The 25,084-nt window shown below is 38.9% G+C and carries 14 protein-coding genes and 1 pseudogene; 11 read left to right on the forward strand and 4 right to left on the reverse strand.

From position 1 onward, the window contains the following. Positions 1-105: 105 nt before the first annotated feature. Both PL9214_RS28005 and PL9214_RS28010 read left to right on the forward strand, forming a co-directional pair. Positions 106-4,047, forward strand: a complete 3,942-nt coding sequence (locus PL9214_RS28005; protein WP_072722583.1) for an NACHT domain-containing protein — start codon at positions 106-108, stop codon at positions 4,045-4,047. Between the two features lie 161 nt (positions 4,048-4,208). Beyond that, the gene (locus PL9214_RS28010) at positions 4,209-5,624 is read left to right on the forward strand and encodes an ATP-dependent DNA helicase (protein WP_072722584.1); all 1,416 of its coding nucleotides are present in this window, start codon (positions 4,209-4,211) and stop codon (positions 5,622-5,624) included. Here the strand turns inward: PL9214_RS28010 and PL9214_RS31670 are convergent, their stop codons facing one another. Further along, complete coding sequence (locus PL9214_RS31670) at positions 5,625-6,842, reverse strand: hypothetical protein (RefSeq protein WP_072722585.1); 1,218 nt, start codon at positions 6,840-6,842, stop codon at positions 5,625-5,627. Positions 6,843-6,973: 131 nt separating this feature from the next. Between PL9214_RS31670 and PL9214_RS28020 the strand changes: the two genes are divergently transcribed. The 4 genes from PL9214_RS28020 to holA all read left to right on the forward strand — a co-directional run bounded on the left by PL9214_RS28020 (position 6,974) and on the right by holA (position 11,698). Next, positions 6,974-7,846 (forward strand): hypothetical protein, encoded by an 873-nt coding sequence (locus tag PL9214_RS28020; protein WP_072722586.1) that lies wholly within the window; start codon positions 6,974-6,976, stop codon positions 7,844-7,846. Positions 7,847-7,929: 83 nt separating this feature from the next. Then, a complete protein-coding gene (gene dnaN, locus PL9214_RS28025; protein ID WP_083580228.1) occupies positions 7,930-9,324 on the forward strand; it encodes a DNA polymerase III subunit beta in 1,395 nt (464 codons plus the stop codon). A 14-nt stretch (positions 9,325-9,338) separates the two neighbouring features. Further along, positions 9,339-10,721, forward strand: coding sequence for a DNA polymerase III subunit gamma/tau (gene dnaX / locus PL9214_RS28030; RefSeq protein ID WP_072722587.1), 1,383 nt, complete (start codon positions 9,339-9,341; stop codon positions 10,719-10,721). After that, positions 10,718-11,698 carry a DNA polymerase III subunit delta gene (gene holA / locus PL9214_RS28035; RefSeq protein ID WP_072722588.1) on the forward strand — a complete coding sequence of 327 codons (981 nt, stop codon included), beginning with the start codon at positions 10,718-10,720 and terminating at the stop codon, positions 11,696-11,698. Before dnaX ends, holA begins: the two co-directional genes overlap by 4 nt. 183 nt (positions 11,699-11,881) lie before the next feature. Here the strand turns inward: holA and zwf are convergent, their stop codons facing one another. Continuing rightward, the gene (gene zwf, locus PL9214_RS28040; protein ID WP_072722589.1) at positions 11,882-13,327 is read right to left on the reverse strand and encodes a glucose-6-phosphate dehydrogenase; all 1,446 of its coding nucleotides are present in this window, start codon (positions 13,325-13,327) and stop codon (positions 11,882-11,884) included. A 370-nt stretch (positions 13,328-13,697) separates the two neighbouring features. Here zwf and PL9214_RS28045 point away from each other — a divergent pair, with 370 nt between their 5' ends. Both PL9214_RS28045 and PL9214_RS28050 read left to right on the forward strand, forming a co-directional pair. Continuing rightward, the gene (locus tag PL9214_RS28045) at positions 13,698-14,648 is read left to right on the forward strand and encodes a helix-turn-helix domain-containing protein (protein ID WP_072722590.1); all 951 of its coding nucleotides are present in this window, start codon (positions 13,698-13,700) and stop codon (positions 14,646-14,648) included. Positions 14,649-14,718: 70 nt separating this feature from the next. Next, positions 14,719-19,119, forward strand: a complete 4,401-nt coding sequence (locus PL9214_RS28050) for a CHAT domain-containing protein (protein WP_072722591.1) — start codon at positions 14,719-14,721, stop codon at positions 19,117-19,119. Positions 19,120-19,343: 224 nt separating this feature from the next. Here the strand turns inward: PL9214_RS28050 and PL9214_RS30910 are convergent, their stop codons facing one another. Both PL9214_RS30910 and ltrA read right to left on the reverse strand, forming a co-directional pair. Beyond that, complete coding sequence (locus tag PL9214_RS30910; protein ID WP_139295187.1) at positions 19,344-19,577, reverse strand: DUF6364 family protein; 234 nt, start codon at positions 19,575-19,577, stop codon at positions 19,344-19,346. A gap of 55 nt (positions 19,578-19,632) precedes the next feature. Then, positions 19,633-21,378 (reverse strand): annotated as a pseudogene (ltrA, locus tag PL9214_RS28055) (group II intron reverse transcriptase/maturase). 848 nt (positions 21,379-22,226) lie between these two features. Here ltrA and PL9214_RS28060 point away from each other — a divergent pair. The 3 genes from PL9214_RS28060 (at position 22,227) to PL9214_RS28070 (ending at position 25,077) form a co-directional block, all read left to right on the forward strand. Then, positions 22,227-23,504, forward strand: a complete 1,278-nt coding sequence (locus tag PL9214_RS28060) for a ParB/RepB/Spo0J family partition protein (protein ID WP_072722592.1) — start codon at positions 22,227-22,229, stop codon at positions 23,502-23,504. A 123-nt stretch (positions 23,505-23,627) separates the two neighbouring features. Beyond that, positions 23,628-24,770, forward strand: coding sequence for an AAA family ATPase (locus PL9214_RS28065; protein WP_072722593.1), 1,143 nt, complete (start codon positions 23,628-23,630; stop codon positions 24,768-24,770). Position 24,771: 1 nt separating this feature from the next. After that, entirely contained in the window at positions 24,772-25,077 is a 306-nt protein-coding gene (locus tag PL9214_RS28070) for a hypothetical protein (RefSeq protein ID WP_072722594.1), read from the forward strand. The last annotated feature ends 7 nt before the right edge of the window (positions 25,078-25,084 follow it).

Raw genomic sequence — 25,084 nt, forward strand, 5'->3', positions numbered from 1 at the left:
AAATTCAAAACTCCTCCAACTACTGCTAAGGCATATACATAAGAACTGGCAGTATACTATCAATTACTGACTAATAAAACTCTTATTTTAATCCCAATAACAGCCATGCCCGACAGCTACGACCTCACCCAGCTAGATTCAAACACATTCGAGCATCTTGTAAATCTAATTACGCTGCGCGTTCTTGGGCCTGGAAGTACAGGGTTTGCTCCTGGTTCCGATGGTGGAAGAGACGGATACTTTGAGGGTGAAGCACCTTATCCAAGCGAAACAGAGCGTTGGTCTGGATGTTGGTACATCCAATCAAAATTTCATAAGCCTCACCTGTCTAAAGATCCTCAAAAGTGGCTGCTAGAGAAAATTAAAGAAGAAATCAAAGAATTTGAAGATCCTGATTCTAAAAGACAATGGGCAGACAACTGGATTATTGCTACTAATATTGACCCCTCTGGAGTCCCTGAAACCGGGTCATTTGACCAAGCAAGAAAGTTAGTTACCGAAGCCTGCCCCAAATTAGAAAATCGCTTTCATATTTGGGGAGGCCGGAAAATCCTTGATTTTTTGGCATTACATTCAGAAATTAGTGACTACTATCGACACTTTCTTACGCCAGGGAAAATTCTTACAGAAATTTACAATCAAATCAAAGATGCACAGGCTGAGGTAAAAACCATCCTACGCTTCTTAGTTTTATCCCCATTTGATGACCAGCAACACACTAAGTTAGAACAGGCTGCACCACCAGGGTCAACGATAGAGCGACCGGGTATCCATGACCTTTTTATTGATCTTCCTTTTAGATCAAAGGAACACGCTCTTAAGGATTTAGTCATGCAGATGCTTGTATGTACTTCGGCAAAATGTCATCGTTTTGATGAGGAACAACTCGATACAGAAGAATGGCAACTCTGGTACAGGCATCCATCACGAGCTAGAGTTTGGTTTATAAAAGGTGGCCCCGGCCAGGGAAAATCAACTATTGGTCAATATTTCTGTCAGATTCAGCGAGCTGCACTTATCTTACAAAAGGACAGTGTGCTATCTCGTCTGGCGAGCAAATACAAAAATTTAGCCAAAGAAATTCAAAAAGTGGCTGAAAAGCATGGCTTTTGGACGGGAAAGCCTCGAATTCCAATTTCTATAGAGTTAAAAGAATTTGCTCAGTGGTTTGGACAAAAAGACAAAAGCACTTCTCGCGGAGTTTTGACCTACTTGGCTGAATGGATCAGTGTTGGAGTTGAACAACAGGTTACTACAGGAACACTTAAGCGAATCCTAGCAAGCCATAGTTGGGTAATTGTATTTGATGGACTTGATGAAGTTCCTCAAGATGTTAAGGATGCAGTTGCGTTAGAAGTATGCCGTTTTGTCGATAAAATCTCTTGTGAAGCTAACGCCGATCTTCTAACTATTTGTACCTCTCGACCGCAGGGATACTCAGACCAATTTGCAGACTTGGACAATTCCACCATTGAATTAATTAATCTTTCTCCTGATCAGGCACTAGCATGTGCTAAGCCTGTTCTTGAGTTAGAACGTTCTCCCAGTGAAGCAAAAAAGTGTTTTCAAATATTGGAATCTGCCATTGATTCTCCCGCAGTTCGTCAGTTGATGACTACGCCTTTGCAAGCACATATAATGGCAGTAGTTGTTAGGGATGGAGAAAGACCACCTGAAAGAAAGTGGAAATTATTTGCCAATTTCTACCAAGTAATAAAAAGAAGGGAAGCAAATAGGAATCTACCTGATAAGAGGTTGGCTAAACTTCTGCGTGAGCAAGATCAGCTACTCAAAACAGTTCACAACCGCCTTGGATTTGTTTTACACGCTAGGGCTGAATTGAGCAAAGGTGCTCAAACAAAGCTGGAGCGAGATGAATTTGAAAAACTTGTCACAGGTGCAGTTAAGCAAATGGTAGAGACGGAAGTAGATGAAACTATTAAAGTTTTAATGGAGGCAACGACGGATAGATTAGTTCTTGTCAGCACTCCAGATGATGGTAATCATGTACGTTTTGATATTCGTCCATTACAAGAATTTTTTGCTGCGGAGTTTCTTTATGAATCAGTAAGTGCGGAGAAGTTACGCCAACGTATAGAGATGATTGCTGGAGATGCTCACTGGCGTGAGGTTATGCATTTTCTGCTGAGTGCTCTTGTCGAGAATAATCGTCCGACAGAATTAGCAGTTACAGTTCAGGTATTAGAAAGCTTGAATGAAGGAGATCAGGAAAGCCTTCGATTACTGGGGCGACGATTGGGACGTGGAGCTATTCTCGCTGCGCGGCTACTTCAAGAAGGCGTTCTAGATGAAGATAAGCGCATTCGTCAACAGTTTCGGAAATGTCTCGAACCATTAGCTGGATTTACAGAGACAGATTTATTGCGAGGACTGATTCAGGTTAATCGCCCAGATTCACAGTCATGGTTATATAACTTCTTAATTTCACTATTACAAGATAATAATCCGACTGAAAGTATAGGTGCTGCGATTGTTTTGTCACAAATTTTGCCAGATGATCATACCAAGAAACAGGAAGTAGTTAACTTTCTTCTCGCATCACCATCTAATTATTTATCATATGTTATAATATCGAATTCAGCAAGAAGAGATATTATAGGAGAGAGGCAATCTTTTACTATAAAAAATTGGTTTTTAGAAATATTTATAAAAGTATTAATTAGCACAAAATGGTTGTATCTGACAGAAGACGCATTGATTTTATTGTTAAAGATTTTAGAGTTTAATGATGATAAAGCATTCAAAATTGCTGAAAAATTAGACTTTTCAAAAGTAGAGCATGAACTTTTTAAAATTTTATTGAAGCGGAATAGACAATTTTTACGATCAGATAAAAATAATATAGTTAAAGATTATGGTCTTGTTGAAATTTTTCAAGCACAACCTGCTTGGGTAAGCGATATTAAAGAAATTGAGTTATCCCAAGACATTAATAAAATTAAGGGCGTATTACAAGTATGTTACTTAGTTGTCCGATTTTTTAAATATAAAAGCCGTTCAGAACTGATAGAAATTGCCAAGCTCTTCCAAGGAGACAATGCTTACTTAAATTCAAGATTAATTTCTCAACTTGGGATGCGCCCTCCGATAAATATAGAAAGTTCAATAAATGAGCAAATTGAACAAATCAACTCTGCAACTGATGAGGAAATACAACGTCTGTGTTTCAATGAGCAACGAGTTGTTATTTCCAATAAACATTCAAGAAAGCAAAGAATTATCAGCGATTTGTGTAAAGAGTTAGTAGATGATTATTTAGATATAGCCATTTATCTTTTGGATGAAAGAATCGCTAGGCATACAGAAAATAGTGAAGATAGTAAAGAACTATTAAATATAATTGTTGATAGGGCTATAAAAAATCCAGAGGTATTGCGGAATTACCCCTCGCTATGGGGACATCTTTTGAAAGAATGTCGTGAACATGAAAGTGAGCTGCGAAATGCTTTGTTAAGAGCCTCTACAGGAACAGTTGCCGATCAGTTACCGCCCTTTGCTTTTTATGGATTCAAACTCAATCTACCATCAGAAGTATCTTTATTACCTCATCTAGTGAATGCCTTATTCAATAACCATAGGCGATACTATCATGACATAGAAGATCATGAAATCCTCGATTTTTTAAGTAAACAAATTGCCCTATTGGTAGACAATTCTATGTATTTGAGGGAGATGATTTATGATTTAAGCCAACCTCAAGCCATAAGATATGCTGGAGTGATAGCTTTCCTATTACATCCGAATGGAAGTAAAAAGCTAGAAGATCTAAAGCAACCATTAATTGAGTTATGTAATCCCAAAATGGAATATTGGTATGTAAGAAGTATCGCTATTTGTTTACGATTGTTGGCCTCAGAAGAAGATCCAGTTTCAAAATTGGTTGCGAATAGTTTATTAGAAGCTACAAGAGCAGATTATAAGACCAGACAATGTTTGCATGGGTTATTGAACCAATGGCGTGAAAGTTCACATTCACCTGTTCAAAAGGCAGGAGTTTTAGATAAGTGGTTATCTGGAGCAGAATAAATTTAAAGTGTTCTATTCAGGCTCTTAGAGTTATTTTTTATATTGAAGTGATTTTGAATTAGAGTTCAAGTTTTTTACTAATAAATAAAAATCTATTAAATTAATAAATTAATTACAGCTAACGCTGAACCGATTTAGTAGTTAACCAAAACTTAAACATTATGACACAAAATTGGGTTCAACCCTCTTTTCAATTAACCTCTCAACAAGAGCAAGCCTTAAAACAAATTGAGCAATTTCTCAACAGTCGTCAACAAATCTTTGGATTATTCGGATATGCAGGTACAGGAAAATCAACAATTATTAATTTAATTGCTCAACAGCTTGTCAATGCAGGAAAACGAGTTACATTTACCGCTCCCACCAATAAAGCTGTAGGAGTTTTGCAACGCATGGCAACTGAGAAAAAAGTTAGAGGAGTAGATTTTATGACGATTCATCAACTCTTAGGATTAGCTCCTGTTAAACAAGGACAACATAAAATCCTCAAACAAGTTTTACCTTCATTACTGCATTTATACGATACAATTTTTCTGGATGAATGCAGCATGGTGACAACCGAATTGTGGAATATTATTCAACACCGAATCCAGAATACTTTACTGATTGGTAAAAATCGCCAACTCATCGTTATGGGAGATCCCGCTCAATTATCCCCAGTTAACGAGGATAATCATGAACGAAGATCACCATCTTTTAATGTAGAAAATAAAGTTGTTTTAACCGAAGTTGTTCGTCAAATGAAAGATAGCCCTCTCCTAGAATTTGTAACCGCTTGTCGAACTGCTGTTAAAAGTAAAACCGTTTTCAAACCCTTCTCCAAATTTGACTTAGAGCGCAAAAATGGAGCTTTCATGGTTCGAGAAGAAAGGTTTCTCAAATACGCACTGAAGAAATTCTCTGCAACTTTTCCTTCAGATCCAGATTGCTTCCGAATTCTCTGCTACACTAACAAACGAGTTGCTTACTGGAACCATAAAATTAGAGCAAAACTCTACGGAAAAAATGCACCTAGATTTTTGGTGGGAGAAAGACTCATTAGTAAAGCTCCTGTGATTGCTCCAGATGGAAAAACCGTTATTCTTCCTACCTCAACAGAAGTAGAAGTGATGGAAGCGGTAGAAGATCGCTATTCGGGTTATAAAGCCTGGAAACTGAAGGTTAAAATCGAGAATAATGGCAGTTTTTATGCTTCCGAGGATCTGCGACAAATCTATCTGCTTCATGAAGACGATGCTCAAAAGTTTCACAAAGATAATATCAAATTATTACGAAACGCTAAAACTAATCCTAGCCTTTGGAAAGCTTGGTATAATCATTGTGAAATCTTTGCAGATCTGCGAAATTGTTGGGCTTTAACGGTTCATAACGCTCAAGGCTCTACTTTCCGAGAAGTCGGAATTGATAGCCATGACATCTCTAAAAAAGTTGCGACTAAGTTTTTGTATTTAGCTCAACATCTTCCTAACCAAAAACTTGACTTTTTAAGAGAATATCGCAACAGTGTCTTAGCGTGTAACCAACTTTATTATGTCAGTTGTAGCCGAGCTAAAAATCGAGTTTTCATTATTCGTTAATTAGAAGCCACCTAACCAATAGCTCGCAACCAACCAAGCACCAAGTCCTGAGCCAATCCAGCCCAATAAAACCATTACAATAAAGATGATAATTAATCGACCTAACCCTGCAAACGACCCCGCTTCAGGTGGGCCGGTTCGACGATCATCAAGCTCGAAGTTGTAGTTGCACCAATACATCCCAATAATCGCCATCAGCACAAACCCAACGATGCTACCGACTGGAATCAACAGTAGCCTCCAAGTCAACCCAAATCGCGCCACAGCACCCCAGAGAATCAAAAGGGTTGGACTCAGCAATATTATCAAACCCACCATCCAAGGCAATAAAGCTCTAATAAAATCGGGGAGAGAGTCAACCCATTCAGTAACCACCCACTTCCAGGGTCGATGCACAACTGGGGCTGTGTCAATCTTTGAGTTAGGACGATCTCCTATTGTTTGTAGTGTTTCGGGGCTAGAATCAAACTTACCAAACCAGCCTCCGGTGTCCCCTCCAGCCCATCCTTCAACGCCAAACGTTTTACGACATAACGCTTTGAATTCTGACACCGCACTGATGTCTTGATTTAAGTAGCCTTCAGGATGAAAAATTCGACCGATATATCTACCCTTAAGCCGAATTTGTCCCACCACATAAATCCCTCCCCCGACTGAATACACAGCATTAGCTGGATCTCGCGAATAAAACGCCACATATCCACCGTCTGCACCCTTGTACTGATTGACGGTCGGTAAAATTCGCGGCTCAACTTCCTGCCCCCCACCTGAAGCAATGCCAACGATGCCACTATCGCTGGTAAAGACGCGGAAATCTTCTGGGAGCCAGTAGGGAATGACATCCGATTGCGATGGTTCTTCTGGGATTAAGCTAGGAATCATCGCATCAGACTGCGGTAGGGAATTGGCGGTTTGTGAAGGTACTTCGGAGCGTGTCCCCATTTCTACAAACGGACTCCCACTCATGAACAAACTGCCATCTTCTTGTACAAGTAGGGTTTCAGTAAAGGGATCGGTTGCCCAAGCTAGTAAAACCGAACGACCATCGGCTAAGATGGTGTACTGACCTCGGCGATCTGTGCTTAAGAGTCGATAAGAGCCATCGGGTTCAAATAAATAACAGTATTTGTCCCTGTGCAGCCAGATTGAGCGGATCAGTTTCTCCCGAAGACTGTTTTCTGGCTCTATTGTGAATAAAGGTGAGGAATTGCTAGGCATAGACGACTTGCGCTTTTTTCTTCTTAAATCTAGCTCAAACTCAATTAACGGTATTCTAAAATGTTTCTGAATCAATAACGTTTTCTCCTCTGGCAATGGTTTATTAAATTTCACTCTAACCCAGATCACTAATGCCACAAATTCCTGTCTCGGTAGTTACACCTGGATACCGCTCTCAGTCAGAAGACACCAGCATTGATGCAGATGTGCTGATGTTTCAACTGCTTCGACAACTGACACCCCAACAGAGAACCCAAAGATTTCGACACTTCAATCAAGCTACTCGCAAACTAACGATAATAGCCATTAAAAATCATTATCCTAATGCTTCTTCATCCCAGATTTATCAAGAATTCATCAGAAGGCATTTAGGATCAGAATGGCTAACAATTTTAAAATTAAAAGCAACAGAATTTGAAGAAAAATTTAGGATTGAAGATCCTTTGGAACTAGCTATTCAAATGGCAACCTTATTTGAAACTTTAAATATTCCCTATTTAGTGGGTGGGTCTGTAGCCAGTTCCCTTCTAGGAGAAAGCCGCTCAACCCAAGATTTAGATTTAGTTATCAGCATTTCGCTATCAAAAGCACAGCAACTCATTCGAGTAATGGAACAGGAGTTTTATATTAGTGAATCGGCAGTTGTCGAAGCGGTGACTGAAAAACGCTCTTTCAATGTTATTCATTTAACCTCATTGGAAAAAATAGATATTTTTGTGATTGGAGATGATGCTTTTTCTCGTTCTAAAATGAATCGTCGCCAACTTTATAAAATTGATGAATCAGAAAAAGGTATTTACATTTATTCAGCCGAAGATATAATTCTACAAAAGTTATATTGGTATTTACTGTCTGCTACAGAATCTCAAAAGCAGTGGAGAGATGTCTTGGGAGTTTTAAAAGTGCAAGGAGAACGTCTGGACTTCAACTATCTTAATCAATGGGCAGAAATTCTCCAAGTCCAATCTCTTTTAGAGTTAGCTTTACAACAAGCAGGGTTATAAAAAAAAATAATACTAATTTCATAATTTCCCAGTTTTTTAGCAGCTATCGCTGCTAGGTTTTGATCTATATATTAGTGGGAAAAATGCCAACTAAAACCCGACGTTCGGCAACTCAAAACCGAATTAAAAAGAACAAACCTTCTGACCTTCAAACTGTTCCTTCTCAAACCCCTAAAATTTTAACAGAAGAAAAAAGCCAAGTTGTTAACACCTCTAAAACTTCCCCCTCTTCCTCAACTTCAGATGTTACTCTGCAACTGCTTTGCACACAAAATGATTTAGCAACTCACCTCGAACTGGTTAGCCATGCTGTTCCTGCTAAACCAACCCATCCCATATTAGGTAATGTTCTGTTAGTAGCTTGCGCTAAAACTCAGCGTGTTTACTTAAGCGTATTTAATCTAAGTTTAGCCATTCAAACTTCCTTTGAAGCTAAGGTTAACACTCCAGGGGAAACGACAATTCCCGCCGAACTTTTAAGTGAAATTGTTCGTAAATTTTCTTCGGGTGATCTCCAATTAAGTAACTCAATCTCTTTGAATACTGAAGATAACCAAGATTACCATTTAAGTACAACTAAACCCGAACAAAATCCGATTTTAACTTTAGTTTCCGCCAGTGGACGCTACCAAGTTCGAGGTTTATCAAGTGATGAATTCCCCTCAATTCCTGAAGTCAATTCTTGCCAAAATCTGGCTATGGCTGCGGAAGCTCTAAAAAGTGGTATTAAAGGAGCATTATTTGCAACAGCGACCGATGAAACGAAGCAAATCTTAACCGGAGTGCATCTAAAAATTAACTCTAATACCTTAGAATTGGTGGCAACGGACGGTCATCGATTAGCTGTGGTAGAAACCTCTATTCAAGGGTTCAAGAAAAAGAAAGAAACGGAGAATACAGAACCTTTGCAATTTACTCTTCCCGCTAAATCTCTATTGGAACTAGAGCGGATTTTATCGAGTCGGACTTCTGCGGAATCTGTACAACTGTCTTATAATCTGACCACGGGTTATGTAGAATTTTCTTGGGGCGTACAACGGCTGATCACTCGTTGTTTAGAAGGGGAATATCCCGCCTACCAAGATCTATTAAACCACGACTTCAAACATCAAGTTTACCTAGAAAAATTGCCTTTTGTGAAAGCACTGGAACGGCTATCGGTCTTGGCGGATAAAAAGGAAAAAATCATCAACATTGACTTTAGCCCTGAAAACCAGCAAGTTTCCTTATCCTTATTAAGGGAGTTTGGAAATGGAAGGGAAGAAATGACAGCAATTCTCAACTTTAGTCATTCTTTTTCCATTTCTTTCAATATTAAGTATTTGTTGGAAGGGATTAAAGCGATCGCTAGTTCTGAAATTTCAATCCACCTCATTGATAGTGATCATCCAGCTATCTTAAAACCTTTTGGTAATCGAGAACAACCCCATCTTTTAATCGATAGCCAATACTTGTTAATGCCTGTTGTCAAATCTTAACTCTTCTTGTCATTATGTATACTCCATTTCCTCAAAAATATCGTCCCCGTATCCTATCCCAATTAACCGGACAGGAGTACATTCAAAGAACCCTTTCTAACGCAATTCAAGGGAATAAAATTGCTCCTGCTTATTTGTTTACAGGAGAACGAGGGACTGGAAAAACCTCAACAGCACGAATTTTAGCGAAGTCCTTAAATTGCACCGCTACCGACCAACCCACTGTTACTCCTTGCGGTCAATGTCAGTCCTGTCGTTCTATTGAAAAAGGAAGCAGTTTAGACGTCATGGAAATTGATGCAGCTTCCCACAATGGAGTTGAAGATGCTCGGAATTTGATTGAACGAGTCCATTTTGCTCCCGCTATCGGTCGTTACCGAATTTTTGTTTTAGACGAAGTTCATTGTCTCAGTTCCCAAGCTTTTAATGCTCTGCTCAAATGTCTTGAAGAACCACCCGCTCATGTTGTCTTCATTCTCTGCACAACAGAAGCACATAAAGTGCTACCTACTATTGTCAGCCGATGTCAAGTATTTCGGTTTCAGCCGCTTTCTGTTGATGCTATAGTTCAGCACTTAACCATGATTGCTGAAAAAGAAGCTATCCCTATCACCTCCTCGGCTAAAATTGCGATCGCTCGCGCCTGTGGGGGTGGACTGCGCGACGCCTTGCAATTACTGGGTCAGTTAAGCTTATTGGGAGAAGAAATTACCCATTCTCAAGTTCTAGCACTATCGGGTCGCGTTTCAGAGTCCGACTTGGTAACAATACTGCACCGCATTAACACTGGAGACACCCTGAAGCTGCTACAACTGTCTCGTGAACTTCTTGATAGTGGAAAAACACCCCTGACTCTGCTAACTTCCTTGCTGAGTTGTTATCGAGATTTGCTGCTAGTCGCCAACGTCCCTGACTGTTCATCCTTACTCACCAGTGGGGTTTCTTATCCCAAACTCAAGGCGATCGCAAAAACTTGGAGTCAATCTTCAATTCATCAAGGTTTTGAACAGTTAAGTGCTTCAGAATGGCAGCTTAATAAAAGTGTACAACCGAGTTTATGGCTAGAAGTTTGTTTACTGGGATTAATTCCTAAATCTCCTAAAACTAAACCCCGTAATCATCAAACTCACAAGCGAAATTCAACCTCTGTTTCCTCCTCAAAACCCCTTGATCTAAAAAACACCATTTGGGAAACCGTGCTATCAAAAGCATCTGAAAAGAATCGAGTTTTCCTGTCGGTTGCTTTCCTGGCGGAACTAACCGAGCAAAAAGCCATCTTAGCTGTACCTCCCCCATATCTTAACAAATTTAACCGCAATATTCGGAAGGTACAAAAACTATTTTTGGCAGCAACAGGAATTAACTATCAAGTCTTAATTCAGGAGGGAAATCAATGATTAGCTTGTTAGTCGGTGATGATCGGTATGCAATTTCCAAAAAACTCTCGGCTTTCAAAAAAAGCCTTGACCCTGCTTGGCTTAGTTTCAACTATCATCGCTTTCATGCTTCTGCTGTAGATGAAGCCATTTATTGTGCTTTAACTCCGGCTTTGGGTTCAGTTAAAGCTAAATTAGTCATCGTGGAGGACTGCAACTTTAAACAGTTTGATGAAGCGGTGATGGATACTCTTCAATTTCTCCCAAGAGTCCCTCAATCAACTCATTTGATTTTTGTAGCTTCCAGCCTTGACAAACGATTAAAAGTCTCAAAATTTCTGCTCTCCCAAAGCCAACTGTTTGAATTCAATTTGATTGTGCCTTGGCGAAGTGATCTCATCGCCCAATATATCCGTACCCAAAGCCTTCGCATTGGTTTATCATTGGATCAAAATAGTAGAGAATATTTAGCTGACGCTATTGGCAATGATTCAGCCCGAATTGAATCTGAACTGCAACTTCTAGCTCTCTACAGTAACGGTGCAAAGCTGAGTTTAAAACAAGTTCGTTCTCTTATCCCTTCCATTACCCAAAATAGCCTCCAATTAGCTAAAGCGATTCGAGAAAATAATGCCAAAAAAGCGGTTGATTTACTCCAAAAACTCTTGACAAAAGAAACGTTTCCTGCTGCGATTTGTGCCACCCTCATTACCCAATTTAGAACTTGGCTTTGGGTTAAAGCAACAATTGTTAAGGGAGTTAAATCTGATGCTGAAATTGCCAAGATTTGCCAAATTTCTAATTTCAAACGAGTCTATTTTCTTAAACAAGAGGTACAAACGATTCCTTTGCAATCTTTAGTAAAAGCTGTATCTTTGTTACTGGATTTGGAAATAGCTTTAAAACAGGGAAAACGAAACTCGCTGCTGTCTTCTATTCTGGCAATTACCCAACTGTTTGCAAGCCAACCTGTTAAAACAGCAGCTAAATTGTTTTAATCGTTTCGGTGTTTGACTGATATACGGTTCCAAGTATTTTCATTGTGTCATATATCCAACATAAGCTTTCTGTAGTTATTGAGTTGAAATTTTGAATAACAAATCTACTACAGAAAGCCTTATCTTGTTGTGGTAAAGTCTGGGTAAAAAAACGACTTTCTACCTAGATTGTGCGTCAAAAATCTATAGCGATCGCCACTTATGATTCGGCTCTAAAATCTGATTGGCGGCTGTTGGCCCATCACTTCCTACTGGGTAAGTATGCACAATATCGCTTTCGGAGAGATGACCATTATTAATGGTTAAAGTCTCCCAGTGATTTAAAATTGGCATCACGACAGCCCATTGTGCCTCAACTTCGTCCGCGCGGACAAATAAAGTGCGATCGCCCTCTATCATACTCTCAATTAAAGTCTGATAAGCTTCGGGAATTGTTTCTTCAAATCCTCCTTTGCTATTATACAAGAAATCGAGAGATTTTTGACGGTTATTTGGTTCACCTGGAACCTTGACATTCCACGTTAGAGAAATTGCTTCATCTGGTTGTAATCGCAAAACCAAAGTATTAGGAATTGCTGTGAACAACGTGGAAGGAACTCCTTTGAAATGAGCAGAAATTTCTGTCTCTTTATTTTTTGCTCCTTTCCATGGCCGCACATAAATTGGGATGCCTTGCCACCGATAGTTATCAACCATCAGCTTGAGAGCAATGTAGGTTTCTTCCGTGCGATCATACCCTTCATAATAACCGCGAATAGTAAATTTTGGATCGGCTTTTAACACTCGTAAAAGCTTTACTTTTTCATCACGGATATCATCAGCACTTAAAGAGTTTGGTGGCTCCATTAATAACAGGCATATCAATTGAAACAGGTGGTTAACCACCATATCTTTCAATGCCCCAACATACCCCCGGCCATCGGGAACAAGAACAGTTTCAGCCGCCGTAATTTCGATGTAATCGATAAATTGGCGACTCCAGAGATGTTCAAAAATTCCATTAGCAAACCGGAAGTTTAAAAGGTTCTGAACTGTTTCCTTGCCCAGCCAATGATCCATGCGGTAAATCTGAGACTCTTGGCAATATTGCAAGATGATAGCGTTTAATTTCTGGGCAGATTCTAGTGAACTGCCAAAGGGCTTTTCTACAGCTAACCGGGCATTTTCATCGGCTAATAAACCCGCTTGACCTAATCCTTGAATTGTTGGCTCAAATAAATTCGGCAACAAACTCAAAAAATAGATAATCTTTCGGTTAGGCGATACTTTTCGTTCAGTTTCTAAGCCAGAAATTTTATCTTTGAGCGATTGATAATTTCCCGTTAGAACATTAAAGGGGAAATAGACAATATGCTCAAGAAACGCTGCCATTTCTTCTGATTCTGGCCCTTTATCCAGTAGATCTTGTCGCACCCACCCCCGAAAAGAACCAGACGTCATTTCTGGGTTCAAATCTACCGCTAAGATGGTAAAGTTAGCAGGTAACTTTTCCTCTTTGAACGATTGGAAAAGTGCCAGGAAGAGTTTCAAGCTGGCTAAGTTTCCACCTGCGCCAAATAGGACAAAAATCAAGTCTTTTTGACGGACACTGATTTTAGCTTCAAGCGCTTTGGCAGATGCCAAATCCATAGCAACTTTCTCACTGGCGCTTGTGTTGAATCCTTTGACCGTGCTTTGTTCTGACATATAATGGCTTAAGGTAAATTGAACGTTCGCCTTGAGTCAGTCAAGGTAACAAAGCTGGTCGAGGCGGACTTTTCTACTTTTGTTGTAGTAGATTAGGTAATAGTCCACTATTAGACCACCCTCAAGGAGTTTATTTCCTTGCTCGTTACCTCAACTTTTTCTATTTATTTTTCAAGGTTCGTGGGTATGTTTTCTATACCCACTAATAAGCTAACAAATTCAAAAATATGTGTAAAGGAGTTGCGAGCATTGTTGTATATTTACAACGGTTGTAAGCAACCTTTTAACAACCCCTATCTAAATGGAGTAAGCTATGAAAACCCAGATAAAAATTAAAGACATGATTAAAGCTAAATATGAAGAACTACGTTCTGAAAAGAAACTTACACTTTGCTCTTTGGCTAAAAAAGCAGGGATGGAGAAAGGACAGCTTAGCAGAATAGTCAATGGTGAAACCCGCAATCCGGGTGTAGATATTCTGAGTAAAATAGCTAAGGGTTTCGGAATCACACTAGATGAATTAAACCAAAAAATATATGCCAATTTAGAAGAAGTTGTAGATCTCTCAGTTTATGTTAATGATGACAATAGCTGCGATCTCAATGGAAAGGTAGTTCAAAATGAAGAATACGAAATTACAGCTTTGATTAGAAACATAGATGGTCAAGTTACTGTAGAATATCAATTTAGATTAGGAGGCAATCTTAACGAATTAACTCCAGAAAAAATAGAAGAATTTCAGTCAAGAGTTTTTCAACTGGCTCAAAGTAATAATCATAAGTATGTCTACACTACTGAAGGCTCTATAATTATCGGTTTTGAAGGAGATTTAGAAGGATTTAAACGGATAGAAGCCCTGTTCAAATCAGGAGAAATGAAGGAATTAGCTGGATTTCCTGTATTAGATGTTAAGTTGATAGCTATTGATAGTTATGAAGAAATAGTTGCTTCTGCTTCCAATAATGACCCCATAACAGCATTAACTACATTTTTAGATAGTGACGATCCAGTTGCAGTGCGAGTACGAGAAAGACTGGAAAATAGCCCAATATCAGAAATTGTCGAACAATTTAATACAGCTTATCAAAACAATCCTGCAACAACATTGCCCTATGAATTGGCAGATATTTTAGCAGGAAGTACGCCAACGGCACAGAACAAGAATTTTCGTTCTGCAAATGGGGGTTCGGAATATAGCCAATTATTGAGTTTGGCAAGAGAGTTAGCGAAAAAATTAGCTGAAATTTGGGGTAATGCTGAATAAGATTTAGTAAAAACAAAATATTACAGTGAAGATCAACTTAAAAAAAGCCAATTTGTACAGGAGATCAGTTATGAATTCAAAGAGGCAAAAAGCCTATTTCGATTTCATCCAAACCTTATTAAACTCTCCTACTAACAAAACAATGGAGATTGTGAGTGTCAACCGAGATTTAATTGACTCTGGCTTAGTACAAATGATGGAACAAATCGCAACCGAACTGCTAGATAGGGGAAAAGTATCAAACGAAGCCTTAGTAAATTGGGCAAAAATTCAAAATTATTTGGCTTCATTTTATGTAAATTTTCTCCCAGGTGATCGCTCTAATAATATTGAAAAATCCTTAATTTACTGTGAGAAAGCTTTGCCGATTATTCATCGTGAAAAATTTCCTAGAGAATGGGCTAGTCTTAAAAAAAGTTTAGGTTTTGTTTACTTTAACCGCATTAGAGGAGACCGATCCGAAAATTTGGAATTAGCAATACATCATTGTTCTGAGGCTTTGGAGGTATGCACCAGTGAAAATTTTCCAGATGTATGGGCAGCGACTCAATTAGGTCTAGGTAAAGCCTATCGTCAGCGCATCAGAGGAGAACAACTGGACAACCAAGAGCAAGCCATAAGATGCTTCACTGCCACTCTCAAAGTGTACACACCTGAAGAATTTCCTTTGCTTTGGATGTCTAGTCAAGGTTTTTTGGCAGAGTTGTACTCTATTAGACTTAAGGGGAACAAAGCTGAAAATATCGAGCAAGCTATCCACTATTATGAAAACTGTTTATCAGTTCTTACTCCTGAAGCTTTTTCGGAACAATGGGCTTTAACACAAGCCACTTTAGGAGAGGCTTACTTCTATCGTAATCACGGAAATAAAGCAAAAAATATTAAGCAAGCAATTACCCATTATAAAAATGCTTTGCAAGTTTATACTTATGAAGCATTTCCCGAACAGTGGGCTATGACTCAATATGGTCTAGGTATTGCCTACAGACACCGTATTTTAAGGAAGTCTTCAGAGAAAACTGAACTAGCGATCTCTTGTTTCCAAAACGCTTTGCGAGTCTATACCCGGGAAGAGTTTCCGGAAGACTGGGCAGGGGTTCAACTTAGATTAGGAAATGAAATTAGCAATCGCATTAGCGAAGATCGACCTAATCATATCGAGCAAGCGATTGTTTGTTATAAAAATGCTTTGCAAATTTATACTGATGAACTATTTCCTGAAGAATGGGCAACAACTCAACATGATCTAGCTCTTGCTTATTTAGAACGTTTGCAAGGTGATCGGGCTGAAAATCAAGAAAAAGCTATTATCTGCGTCAAAAAATCCTTACAGGTGTGTAATCATGAAGTCCTTCAAAAATTGTGGATTTTGAGTCAAAATACTTTGGCAGCAATTTATCAGCAACGCCTTCATGGTATTCGCTCTAAAAATTTAGAATTTGCCATTGCCTGCTGTCATCAAGTCTTACAGATTGATACTCAGACAAAATTTCCGGATCTTTGGGCACGCACTCAAAATATTCTAGGAAATGTCTATCTAAAGAAACTCGATGGACAACGGGATGAAAACATAGAGCAATCAATTATCTGTTTTGAAAATGCTTTACAGGTTATTACTCGTGAAGAATTTCCCCAAGATTGGGCTAATATTCAACATAATTTAGGCTGTGCTTACATAGACCGTATTTTAGGAAAACGTATTGAAAATTTAGAACGAGCTATTACCTACTGTGAAAGTGCCTTGCACGTTCATACCAGAAAAATATCCCCACAAAGTTGGGCGATAACTCAAATAACCTTGGGAGATGCCTACAATTATCGTATCTGCGGGGATCGATCACAGAATTTAGAACAGGCAATTACCTGCTATAAAAGTGCTTTGCTTATACTTACTTCCGAAGCGTTTCCTGAAGATTGGGTAAACGCCCAAAACGGTTTAGCAGTTGCTTACTATGAGCGCATCTGTGGAGATCGACTGAAAAATCTGGAACAGGCCATTGTACATCACAAAAATGCTTTGCAGATTGCTTCCCGTGAAGCTTTTCCAGAACAATGGGCAATAATTCAACATAACTTGGGGAATGTTTATCAAAAGCGGGTTCTTGCAGGTCAAGTGGAAGAGTTAGAACAAGCTATCGCCTGCTACGAAAATGCCCTACAAATTTTTAACCGCAAATCTTACCCAGAGCGATGGGCAGAAACCCAAATAAGCTTGGCAAGTGCCTGCCAATTTCCCTCTCCCAATAACTCAGCCAAAACCAGAGAAAAATCTATCATTTACTACGAAAATGCTTTGCAGGTTTTTACTCGTAAAGCCTTCCCAGAACAATGGGCTGTCACCCAAATTAATCTTGGAAGACTTTACTCTCAGCATAAATCAGGAGAGCAGTCTGAAAACCAAGCTCAAGATATCACTTGCTATGAAAATGCTGCACAAGTTTTTACTCGCGAAGCTTTTCCAGAACGATGGGCAATTACACAAATGAACATAGGAAGTGCTTACAAAGAGCGCATTCTTGGCGAACGAAGAGAAAATCTGAAACAAGCACTTTTATTTTATGACAATGCTTCTCAGGTTTTTACCCGCAAAGCTTTTCCACACCAATGGCTTACGCTTCAAGGTAATTTAGGACAAGTTTACGAACAGAACGGACAAGTTGCGAAAGCCATAAAAACTTTCCAAGATGCCTTAGAGAATATTAATTCTACTGCTTTTCCCTGGGAAAACTTAAAAATTGGGCGAGACTTGGGCAATACGGCTTTTAATGCTAGATTATGGCCAGAAGCAATTCAAGGTTATGCTGCTGCTATTGATGGTCTTGAACAGGTTCGTACTTACATAAGTTCCGAATTACAACGTCAAGAACTGGTGGCTAGTTTCACCACTGAAGGCATATACGAAAAAATGGTGCAAGCTTGTATCAATGATAGACAACTTGGTAAAGCGCTGCAATACGCCGAGCGTTCCCGAGCAAAACAGCTTGTAGATTTAATGGCAAGTAATGATTTTGATTCTGGTGAAGAAATTCTTTGGGAAATTCATCAGTATTTAGAGGAATATGAATCTCTACAACAACAACTTGAATATATCTACATACGTCATAGAAACAATTTAAGCAACACTGAGGAAATGCTTGAACTGGGAACTAAATCAAGCAATCCTGCTGTTATAGAAGCAGAAAAAGAAACCATAGCGGCTTTGGAAACTGAGAAACAAAAGGTCTGGCAAAAACTCCGAAAACTAGACCCAGTGCTGGCTGGACAGATTCAAGTCAGTCCTCTTAACCTGACTGATATGCGACGACTGATCGATAATCCTAAAACTGCTCTCCTCAGTTTCTACACAACTAGCAGCGACACCCATATTTTTGTGCTACGACAAAACGAGATTAACTTACACACCTGTACCGGACAAAGCATACAAAACTTGCAAAAATGGATTGTCGAACACTGGTTATCTGTTTATAAAAATGACAATCTAACTTGGGAAAATAATATTAGAAATTTTTTAACAGAACTCGCTCAACACCTACAACTCACTAAACTAATTAATGATCATTTAAAGGGAATTGAAGAACTGATATTAGTCCCCCATATCTACCTACACATGATGCCTTTTTCTGCTTTCCCCATTGGAGAAAATAAATATTTAGGTGATAAATTTCTTATTCGCTATGCTCCTAGTTGTCAAGTTTTAGACTTTTGCAAAAAACGTCCTTCTGTAGAAACTTCTCTAAAGTATGGTACAGTAGAAGATGCGACTGATGACTTACCCTGTGCTAGTTTTGAATGTGAAGAAATTGCAAAATTGTATGACATTCCCCCTCAGTTGCGCTTAAAAGGAAGTCGCCAAGCTACGAAAGATAACTATCGTCAATTAGTGAAACAGGAGCAAGTTCAAGTTTTGCATTCCAGCCATCATGCTGCATCCAACCTGGAACAACCGTTAGGCTCAATCTTGCTCTTAGCAAATGGTGAGACACTAACATTAGGGGAATTATTAACCCCAAGCTGGCGAGTTCCCGACCTTTTAGAAGTGTTTCTCTCTTGCTGCGAAACGAATTTAGGAAATCCAGAGATTACGGATGATATCTTAACTATTGGGTTTGGGTTTTTATGTGCGGGTGCTAGAAGTGTTGTTAGTACCCTTTGGTCAGTAGATGAATTAGCAACCGCGATATTTTGCATTCTTTATTATCAATATCGAAAACAAGGAATGAGTCGCCCTGCTGCTTTACAAATAGCACAACAAGAACTGCGGACTCTTACTGGAGAAAAATTCAAGACTCGCTACAAACAAAATCTATCAGAAATGCTGAATCTGAAATTTAACCAAGAAAACGGAAAGCGTGATGAAATTGCGATGAAAATCTACAGGGCGATAAAAAGGCTCAACTCTCTTTGTTCTGAAGAATACCCTTTTTCTCATCCGATGTATTGGGCTGGTTTTACTTGTTCTGGTTTGCGGTGATGACAAACTTACTCAGGAATCTGATTCTAAAATTGCTCTCTGGGACAACAATATTATACAAAATTCAGTTCTCTTATCCCCTTGATTTGTGGTACTTAAATTATTGATAAGAGAACCCCATTTAGTCAATATTACCCCCAGAATGGGAAAGCTTTGTTTTTTATTAATATCGAATTGTTATTACTATCAAATTTCATATTACTTTTTAGTTAATTGGCTGGTGATTAACTGGTAACGGATTGAGCAAAATTCTGCTCTGGGGGATAGTGCTTGATTAAGATTCTCTCCACCTCATTACTGATTTTGCGGTCATCTTTTTGCGCCGCTTGTTTGATTCGTTCCAGCAAATCTTCATCTAAAGATAAGGTAATTCGTTTTCTTGCCATTGCATCCTCCTTGCGAATCGTTAGAGTCGATAGGAGCGTTACCACTCCTACCTCTCCTTCAGAACCGTGCATGAAACTTTCGCCTCACACGGCTCCTTGATATTTCCACTTTTGTTATTGGTACGATTCAAAACGGATTGATGTCGTAATTCTCAACTTGTTCTAAGGGATTAACCTTGTTTTTAGTTAAGGAGCCATCTTGAGCCGTTTTTGTGTCGTGACAATGTTTGTGTAGAAGTTGTAAATTATCATAGGTGTCTTTTCCACCTAATGATGTTGGTTTAATTGTGTCCCAACTTCTACAATGTCTGTACTTGTGAAATACAAACCACAGTGAGTACAAATACCCTTTTGTTTTTTGATTAATTTGGAGACTCTGTTAGGAGTCTCAGGATATTCGCCTCTACGTTTGCTCCAGTAAGTCCAATCTCCATTAAACGGACTAGCTTCACCCTTAATCTTTGTATGCCTGACGATTGGCGTATTGTTATGGGTGAGTAATTTTAATCCATCTTCTGTACTGAAACACCAATTTTTGTCATCTACTGTTCTCCAGTATTTGTCTTTATTGATGCTCCCTTTTCCCCTCCTTCTTGCCCAGGCTCTTAGCTTATCATAGGTTAGATGGTCAACCTTTGAGAAGGTTTCTTTACTAACCACTGTTGAATAATAATTTGACCACCCTCTAATCATTGGATTCAGCTTACTAATTAAAGCAGCTTGTGGGGCGTTCTTATGAGTTTTTATTACTTCAGCTATTTTGACAAGATGAGTCTTGATTTTGGCTTTTGAGGGTGTAATTAATGTTTTAACACCCAGTATTTTTCCCTGGGGATTCTTGGCACTTAAGTAGTTACCTACTTTGTGTTGTTGTATATGAAATCCTAGGAACTCAAACCCAACATTTCCATCAATTTCATTGAAGGTATGGGTTAATTTTGTCTTACTTGGTTTTAATTCCAATCCCATGTCACTTAACCATTTAACGATTATCTCTTGACATTTCTTGACAACTTTTAAATCCTCATGGATTATTACAAAGTCGTCAGCGTAACGGATTAAACTAAGAGATTGACGGTTAGCCAATTTTTTCCCTTTTAGAGTTTCTGCATATTGCATGACTCTTTCTTCCATACCATGTAGGGCAATATTTGCAAGTAAGGGTGAAATTACCCCGCCTTGTGGTGTACCCTCATTAGTAGGAAAAAGTTCTTTTCCGTCCATATATCCTGCTTTGAGCCATCTTTTGAGTAGGCGGTTTAATGTAGGGTATGTGTTTATTTTGGAGATTAACGCTTTGTGGTTTATGCGGTCGAAGCATTTAGTAATATCAGCATCTAGCACGTATTTGGCTTTTTGCTTGATATTGGCAAATATTGCTCCGATTGCATCGTGGCAGGAACGTCCTGGTCTGAAACCATAACTGTTTGGCTCAAATTTAGCCTCCCATTCTGGTTCTAACGCTAGTTTTACTAACGCTTGTAATGCGCGGTCGTTAATTGTGGGTATCCCTAATGGACGGGTTTCGGTTGTACCAGGTTTGGGAATGTTAACTCTGCGAGTTGGTTTTACCTTATTGGTTAACTTTAATCGTCCTACAAGGTTCATACGTTGCTTCGGGGTCAGAGATTTAATTCCATCCACTCCAGCCGTATTTTTGCCTTGGTTATCTTGTGTTACCCGACGAACCGCAATACATTTTGCCGACCAAGAATTAATCAGGGTATGAATGAAGTTTACGAACTGCTTTAACATCACCTCGTTCACTCGCTCGAAATATGCGCTTTTGCAACTTGAACGTCAATCTTTCAGCTTTACGCCAATTGATTTCGTTCCATTCCACCGTCTGATTTTTATTCAGCGTTTTAGACATATATATTGCTACTTGTTCTATTTCTTTGGAATTACCGAGCGTCTGTCAGCATATCCCTTGCATTACCAAGGGCATTCGCTTTTGACACCATCCCTTCCCTATATATCGTTCGTTAGCTACTTACTGGACGCACGACCTCTCCAGAGATATATGGGGATTACTTCGTTCCGATTACACATTTGTTTGAAGTCTTTAGCGTGATGCTATCCACCGGGTTTATTGGGCTGTGCTTATAAGTCGGACAGAAAACCGCTTATGCCCGCGTCCCTTGCCTTTTGGCTTGGTGCTAATCAGTCTTTTACCGTATTTTTCAACGGGTTATTTTGATTTAGCCATTACACCATTTATAGTAACGATGGTTCGGACACATCTTTGCTTTCGCTACGCATTGACTTCTTGCTCGATAGTTACCGGATTTGGCTTCCAGCAGTTCTACCTTTTAACCCCGCTTTAGCCTGATGGTTGCTACCCAGTCAAACTAGGGGTTATGCTTTCACCTCAGCACTTGAGGGATGGGACTTACTGCACGGCAGTTCACCCATAAATGTAATCAGTTATCACCAGTCTTTATAACTGGGTTAACCTCCCCATAAGCTTTTCAGCTTATTTTAGGTTAAACGAATCGCACCTCTGTTACTATATTGCACTTTCTGAGGCATTTTCGCGACATCTCCTGTACAGACGCGCCAATAGCCTATCGGCATGGCTCCGCCCAGGCGCGTCTCTACCCGTAACGATCACCCTAATTCGCCTAAAAGTATGATCTTTATGAAACGTATGATTATTATGCTATCTTAAGGAGAGACTGGCAGCAAGCTCAATCCCCAAATAAACGTCAGGGCGATATCATGAATACAAGCCAAACGCAGTCGCTGAAAAGCTTTGATGTGATTGAGTACGTTCCGCTTAATCACCTCAAACCCCATCCCCGCAATGAGGCGATTTACGGTCGCAACGAGAATCTGACGGATTTGATGGAGGCGATCGCCCTTAAAGGTTATGTTCGTCCTTTGCTGATCAAAACCGATGGAACGATTATTAGCGGTCATCGGCGTTGGCGAACCTTGCTGGCGTTGGGGTGGGAAAAAGCTCCGGTTCAAGTCTGTCACTTTGAAAGCGAAGACGAGGAATTATTTATCTTGATTGCAGAAAACCGTCAGCGCCAACAGACAACGGTGCAGAAAATTCGAGAAGGTATGATTGTAGAACCCCTCGCCCGCAAACTCAGAAATTGTTACGCTTTTCAAACTACGCCACGCACTTCCGACTCAGAAATTACAGTTTCATCCCAAAACCCTCAACATTCTTCAATGGAAAATTTTCCATTGGCGAGGTTTAATTTGAATTTGAATGGAAAACAAATGCAACTGACTGAGAATATTGTGGCAGCGATTGTGGGGTTAGGCTGTGGCAGAACTTACAGAAAAGGGCGTGTAGCGATTCAAGCGGCGGATCTCCTCCACATCGATGAACCTAAACTGGCAGAGGTTTGGCTGGAGATGATGAATCAGCAAAGTATTGATGCGGGGTATCAGTTGGCGAAGATACCAGAGGAGAAACGGAAAATGATTCTTGATGCGATCGCCACCGGTGCAGCAAAAACCCCCAAACAAGCTAAAATTTTGCTCAAAGCGCAGACAATTTTTAACTTCATTGATATGAAAGCAGAACCCGATTCACAATCCCCAACTTCCGCAGAAAATCAATCCCTAACCGACAAACCAGATGATATTAAAACAACTCAACAAGAATGCACTCCCGCCATTGGAACTTGGGTGATCATTAAAATTCCTTTAGTACCGAAAGAGAGAATTCCTCAACGGAAATGGAATGGATTTTGGGGTCGAATTACAGCCGTAGGAATGACCGTCAAGGTTGATATGGGAAGCGAGATTTTATCGCTGCTTTTATCTGATGTTGAAGTGATTGAAAATCCTCAACCAGATTTTTGCCAAGTTGCAGAGCGAATTCTCAGATTGCAACGCTTTGATACTGTGCATGAGTTTGGAAAAATGATCTTAAACCGAATGCAAAAACGGTTGTCTTGGGATGCAGCCACTTTAACTTATCTTGATGCAGTCGAACAAATTGAATTAGCACATCGAGCTATTGAACAAGCGTTTTAGATATAGTTGTGTTTTCCAGGTAAAAAATTACCTGATTAGGTAAGTTGGCAAACATCAGCAATTTTCGCTTAATATAGGTTTGTTTAAAGTTACTTAGAGATCTAGGCAAAAATTTTAAAATTTATGAAGATTATTTCATTGCAAGTAAAGAATAACTTTTTGGGTTGGGATTTTAATGAAATCAAGTTTTCATCAAATTTAATCCTTTTAGTAGGTATATCAGGTGCAGGCAAAACCCAAATTCTACGTGCCATTATCGATTTAAGACATATTGCAAATGGAAAAGCTATAAATGGGTTTGAATGGGAAATCATATTTTCTACCGTAGATGGGACTGAATTTGTTTGGGAAGGTAGCTTTGCTACTGTTGAAAAAAATCAACTCAATTTTGATGATGCTGAAAAAGAAAACCAAGATGATAAAGAAAAGCCATCATTAATTTATGAGAAACTAAGTTCAAAAGATGAGATTTTAAGTGAGCGAAACCAAGAAGAAATAAAGTTTAGAAATAGCCCCATGCCCAAACTTTCTTCCCATCAATCAATAATATATATTTTTAAAGAAGAACCTATTATTAAGAAAGCCTTTGATGCCTTAAATAAAATAGAATATCGTGACCACACAAGACACGGTGGTTTCCCCCTTAGAATTCAGGAAAAATCTTTGCATTCTCTTAAAAGCAAGTATAAAACTTTAGAGAGTATAGTAAATAGTGATGAAGATATTAGGACTAAACTGTATCTGACTTATGAAAATAAATTAGATATTTTTGATAAGATTAAATTGACATTTATTGAAATTTTTCCACAAGTGGAAAATATAAAGATTGAACCACTTGAAACAGATGATGTACTAAAAAAAATCTCTGACAATGTTCCTGTTATTTATATCAAACAAAAAGCTGTCCACAAATGGATTAGAGAAGATAGGATGTCTTCTGGTATGTTACGCACAATTATTCATATTAGTGAAATTTTTCTTGCCAATGAAGGGTCGGTAATATTGATTGATGAATTTGAGAATAGTTTAGGGATAAATTGTATTGACATATTGACTGATGACCTTATCCACGAAAATAAAACCTTACAATTTATTGCCACCAGTCATCACCCTTACATTATCAATAATATTCCGTATGAATATTGGAAAATAGTGACCCGGCAGGGCGGACACATTAGCATTTGTAATGCTTCAGATTATCATCTGGGTAAATCTAAACAAGACGCATTTATTCAATTAACTAGAATTCTCGAACAACAGTCGTAATATGAACCTCTATTTTGTATTTGAAGGGAAGACAGAACCGATTGTTTATAAGAAGTGGTTATCTGTACTTCTTCCCGATTTGACAGAAGTAAATAGTTTTGATGCGGTAATCCAGAATAACTATTATTATGAAAGTGATATGGGCGTTCCTAATCTGTCTTATAAGAAATATAGACCCAAGGAAGTACAAGAAGAATATTACCTTAAACAACTCAGAGCGAGAATTGAGACCAATTCAGATCACTTACTTAGTTTTCAAGAATTTATAAATTTCTGTTTAAAAATAAATAGGCAACAAAATAAATAAGACATAG

The sequence above is a fragment of the Planktothrix tepida PCC 9214 genome (assembly GCF_900009145.1).
GTDB lineage: Bacteria > Cyanobacteriota > Cyanobacteriia > Cyanobacteriales > Microcoleaceae > Planktothrix > Planktothrix tepida.

Bases quoted from the DNA above. Each gene is read 5' to 3' on its own strand.
- PL9214_RS28005 (WP_072722583.1), top strand. From the start codon at position 106: ATGCCCGACAGCTACGACCTCACCCAGCTAGATTCAAACACATTCGAG.
- PL9214_RS28010 (WP_072722584.1), top strand. From the start codon at position 4,209: ATGACACAAAATTGGGTTCAACCCTCTTTTCAATTAACCTCTCAACAA.
- PL9214_RS31670 (WP_072722585.1), bottom strand. From the start codon at position 6,842: ATGCCTAGCAATTCCTCACCTTTATTCACAATAGAGCCAGAAAACAGT.
- PL9214_RS28020 (WP_072722586.1), top strand. From the start codon at position 6,974: ATGCCACAAATTCCTGTCTCGGTAGTTACACCTGGATACCGCTCTCAG.
- dnaN (WP_083580228.1), top strand. From the start codon at position 7,930: ATGCCAACTAAAACCCGACGTTCGGCAACTCAAAACCGAATTAAAAAG.
- dnaX (WP_072722587.1), top strand. From the start codon at position 9,339: ATGTATACTCCATTTCCTCAAAAATATCGTCCCCGTATCCTATCCCAA.
- holA (WP_072722588.1), top strand. From the start codon at position 10,718: ATGATTAGCTTGTTAGTCGGTGATGATCGGTATGCAATTTCCAAAAAA.
- zwf (WP_072722589.1), bottom strand. From the start codon at position 13,327: ATGGATTTGGCATCTGCCAAAGCGCTTGAAGCTAAAATCAGTGTCCGT.
- PL9214_RS28045 (WP_072722590.1), top strand. From the start codon at position 13,698: ATGAAAACCCAGATAAAAATTAAAGACATGATTAAAGCTAAATATGAA.
- PL9214_RS28050 (WP_072722591.1), top strand. From the start codon at position 14,719: ATGAATTCAAAGAGGCAAAAAGCCTATTTCGATTTCATCCAAACCTTA.
- PL9214_RS30910 (WP_139295187.1), bottom strand. From the start codon at position 19,577: ATGCACGGTTCTGAAGGAGAGGTAGGAGTGGTAACGCTCCTATCGACT.
- PL9214_RS28060 (WP_072722592.1), top strand. From the start codon at position 22,227: ATGAATACAAGCCAAACGCAGTCGCTGAAAAGCTTTGATGTGATTGAG.
- PL9214_RS28065 (WP_072722593.1), top strand. From the start codon at position 23,628: ATGAAGATTATTTCATTGCAAGTAAAGAATAACTTTTTGGGTTGGGAT.
- PL9214_RS28070 (WP_072722594.1), top strand. From the start codon at position 24,772: ATGAACCTCTATTTTGTATTTGAAGGGAAGACAGAACCGATTGTTTAT.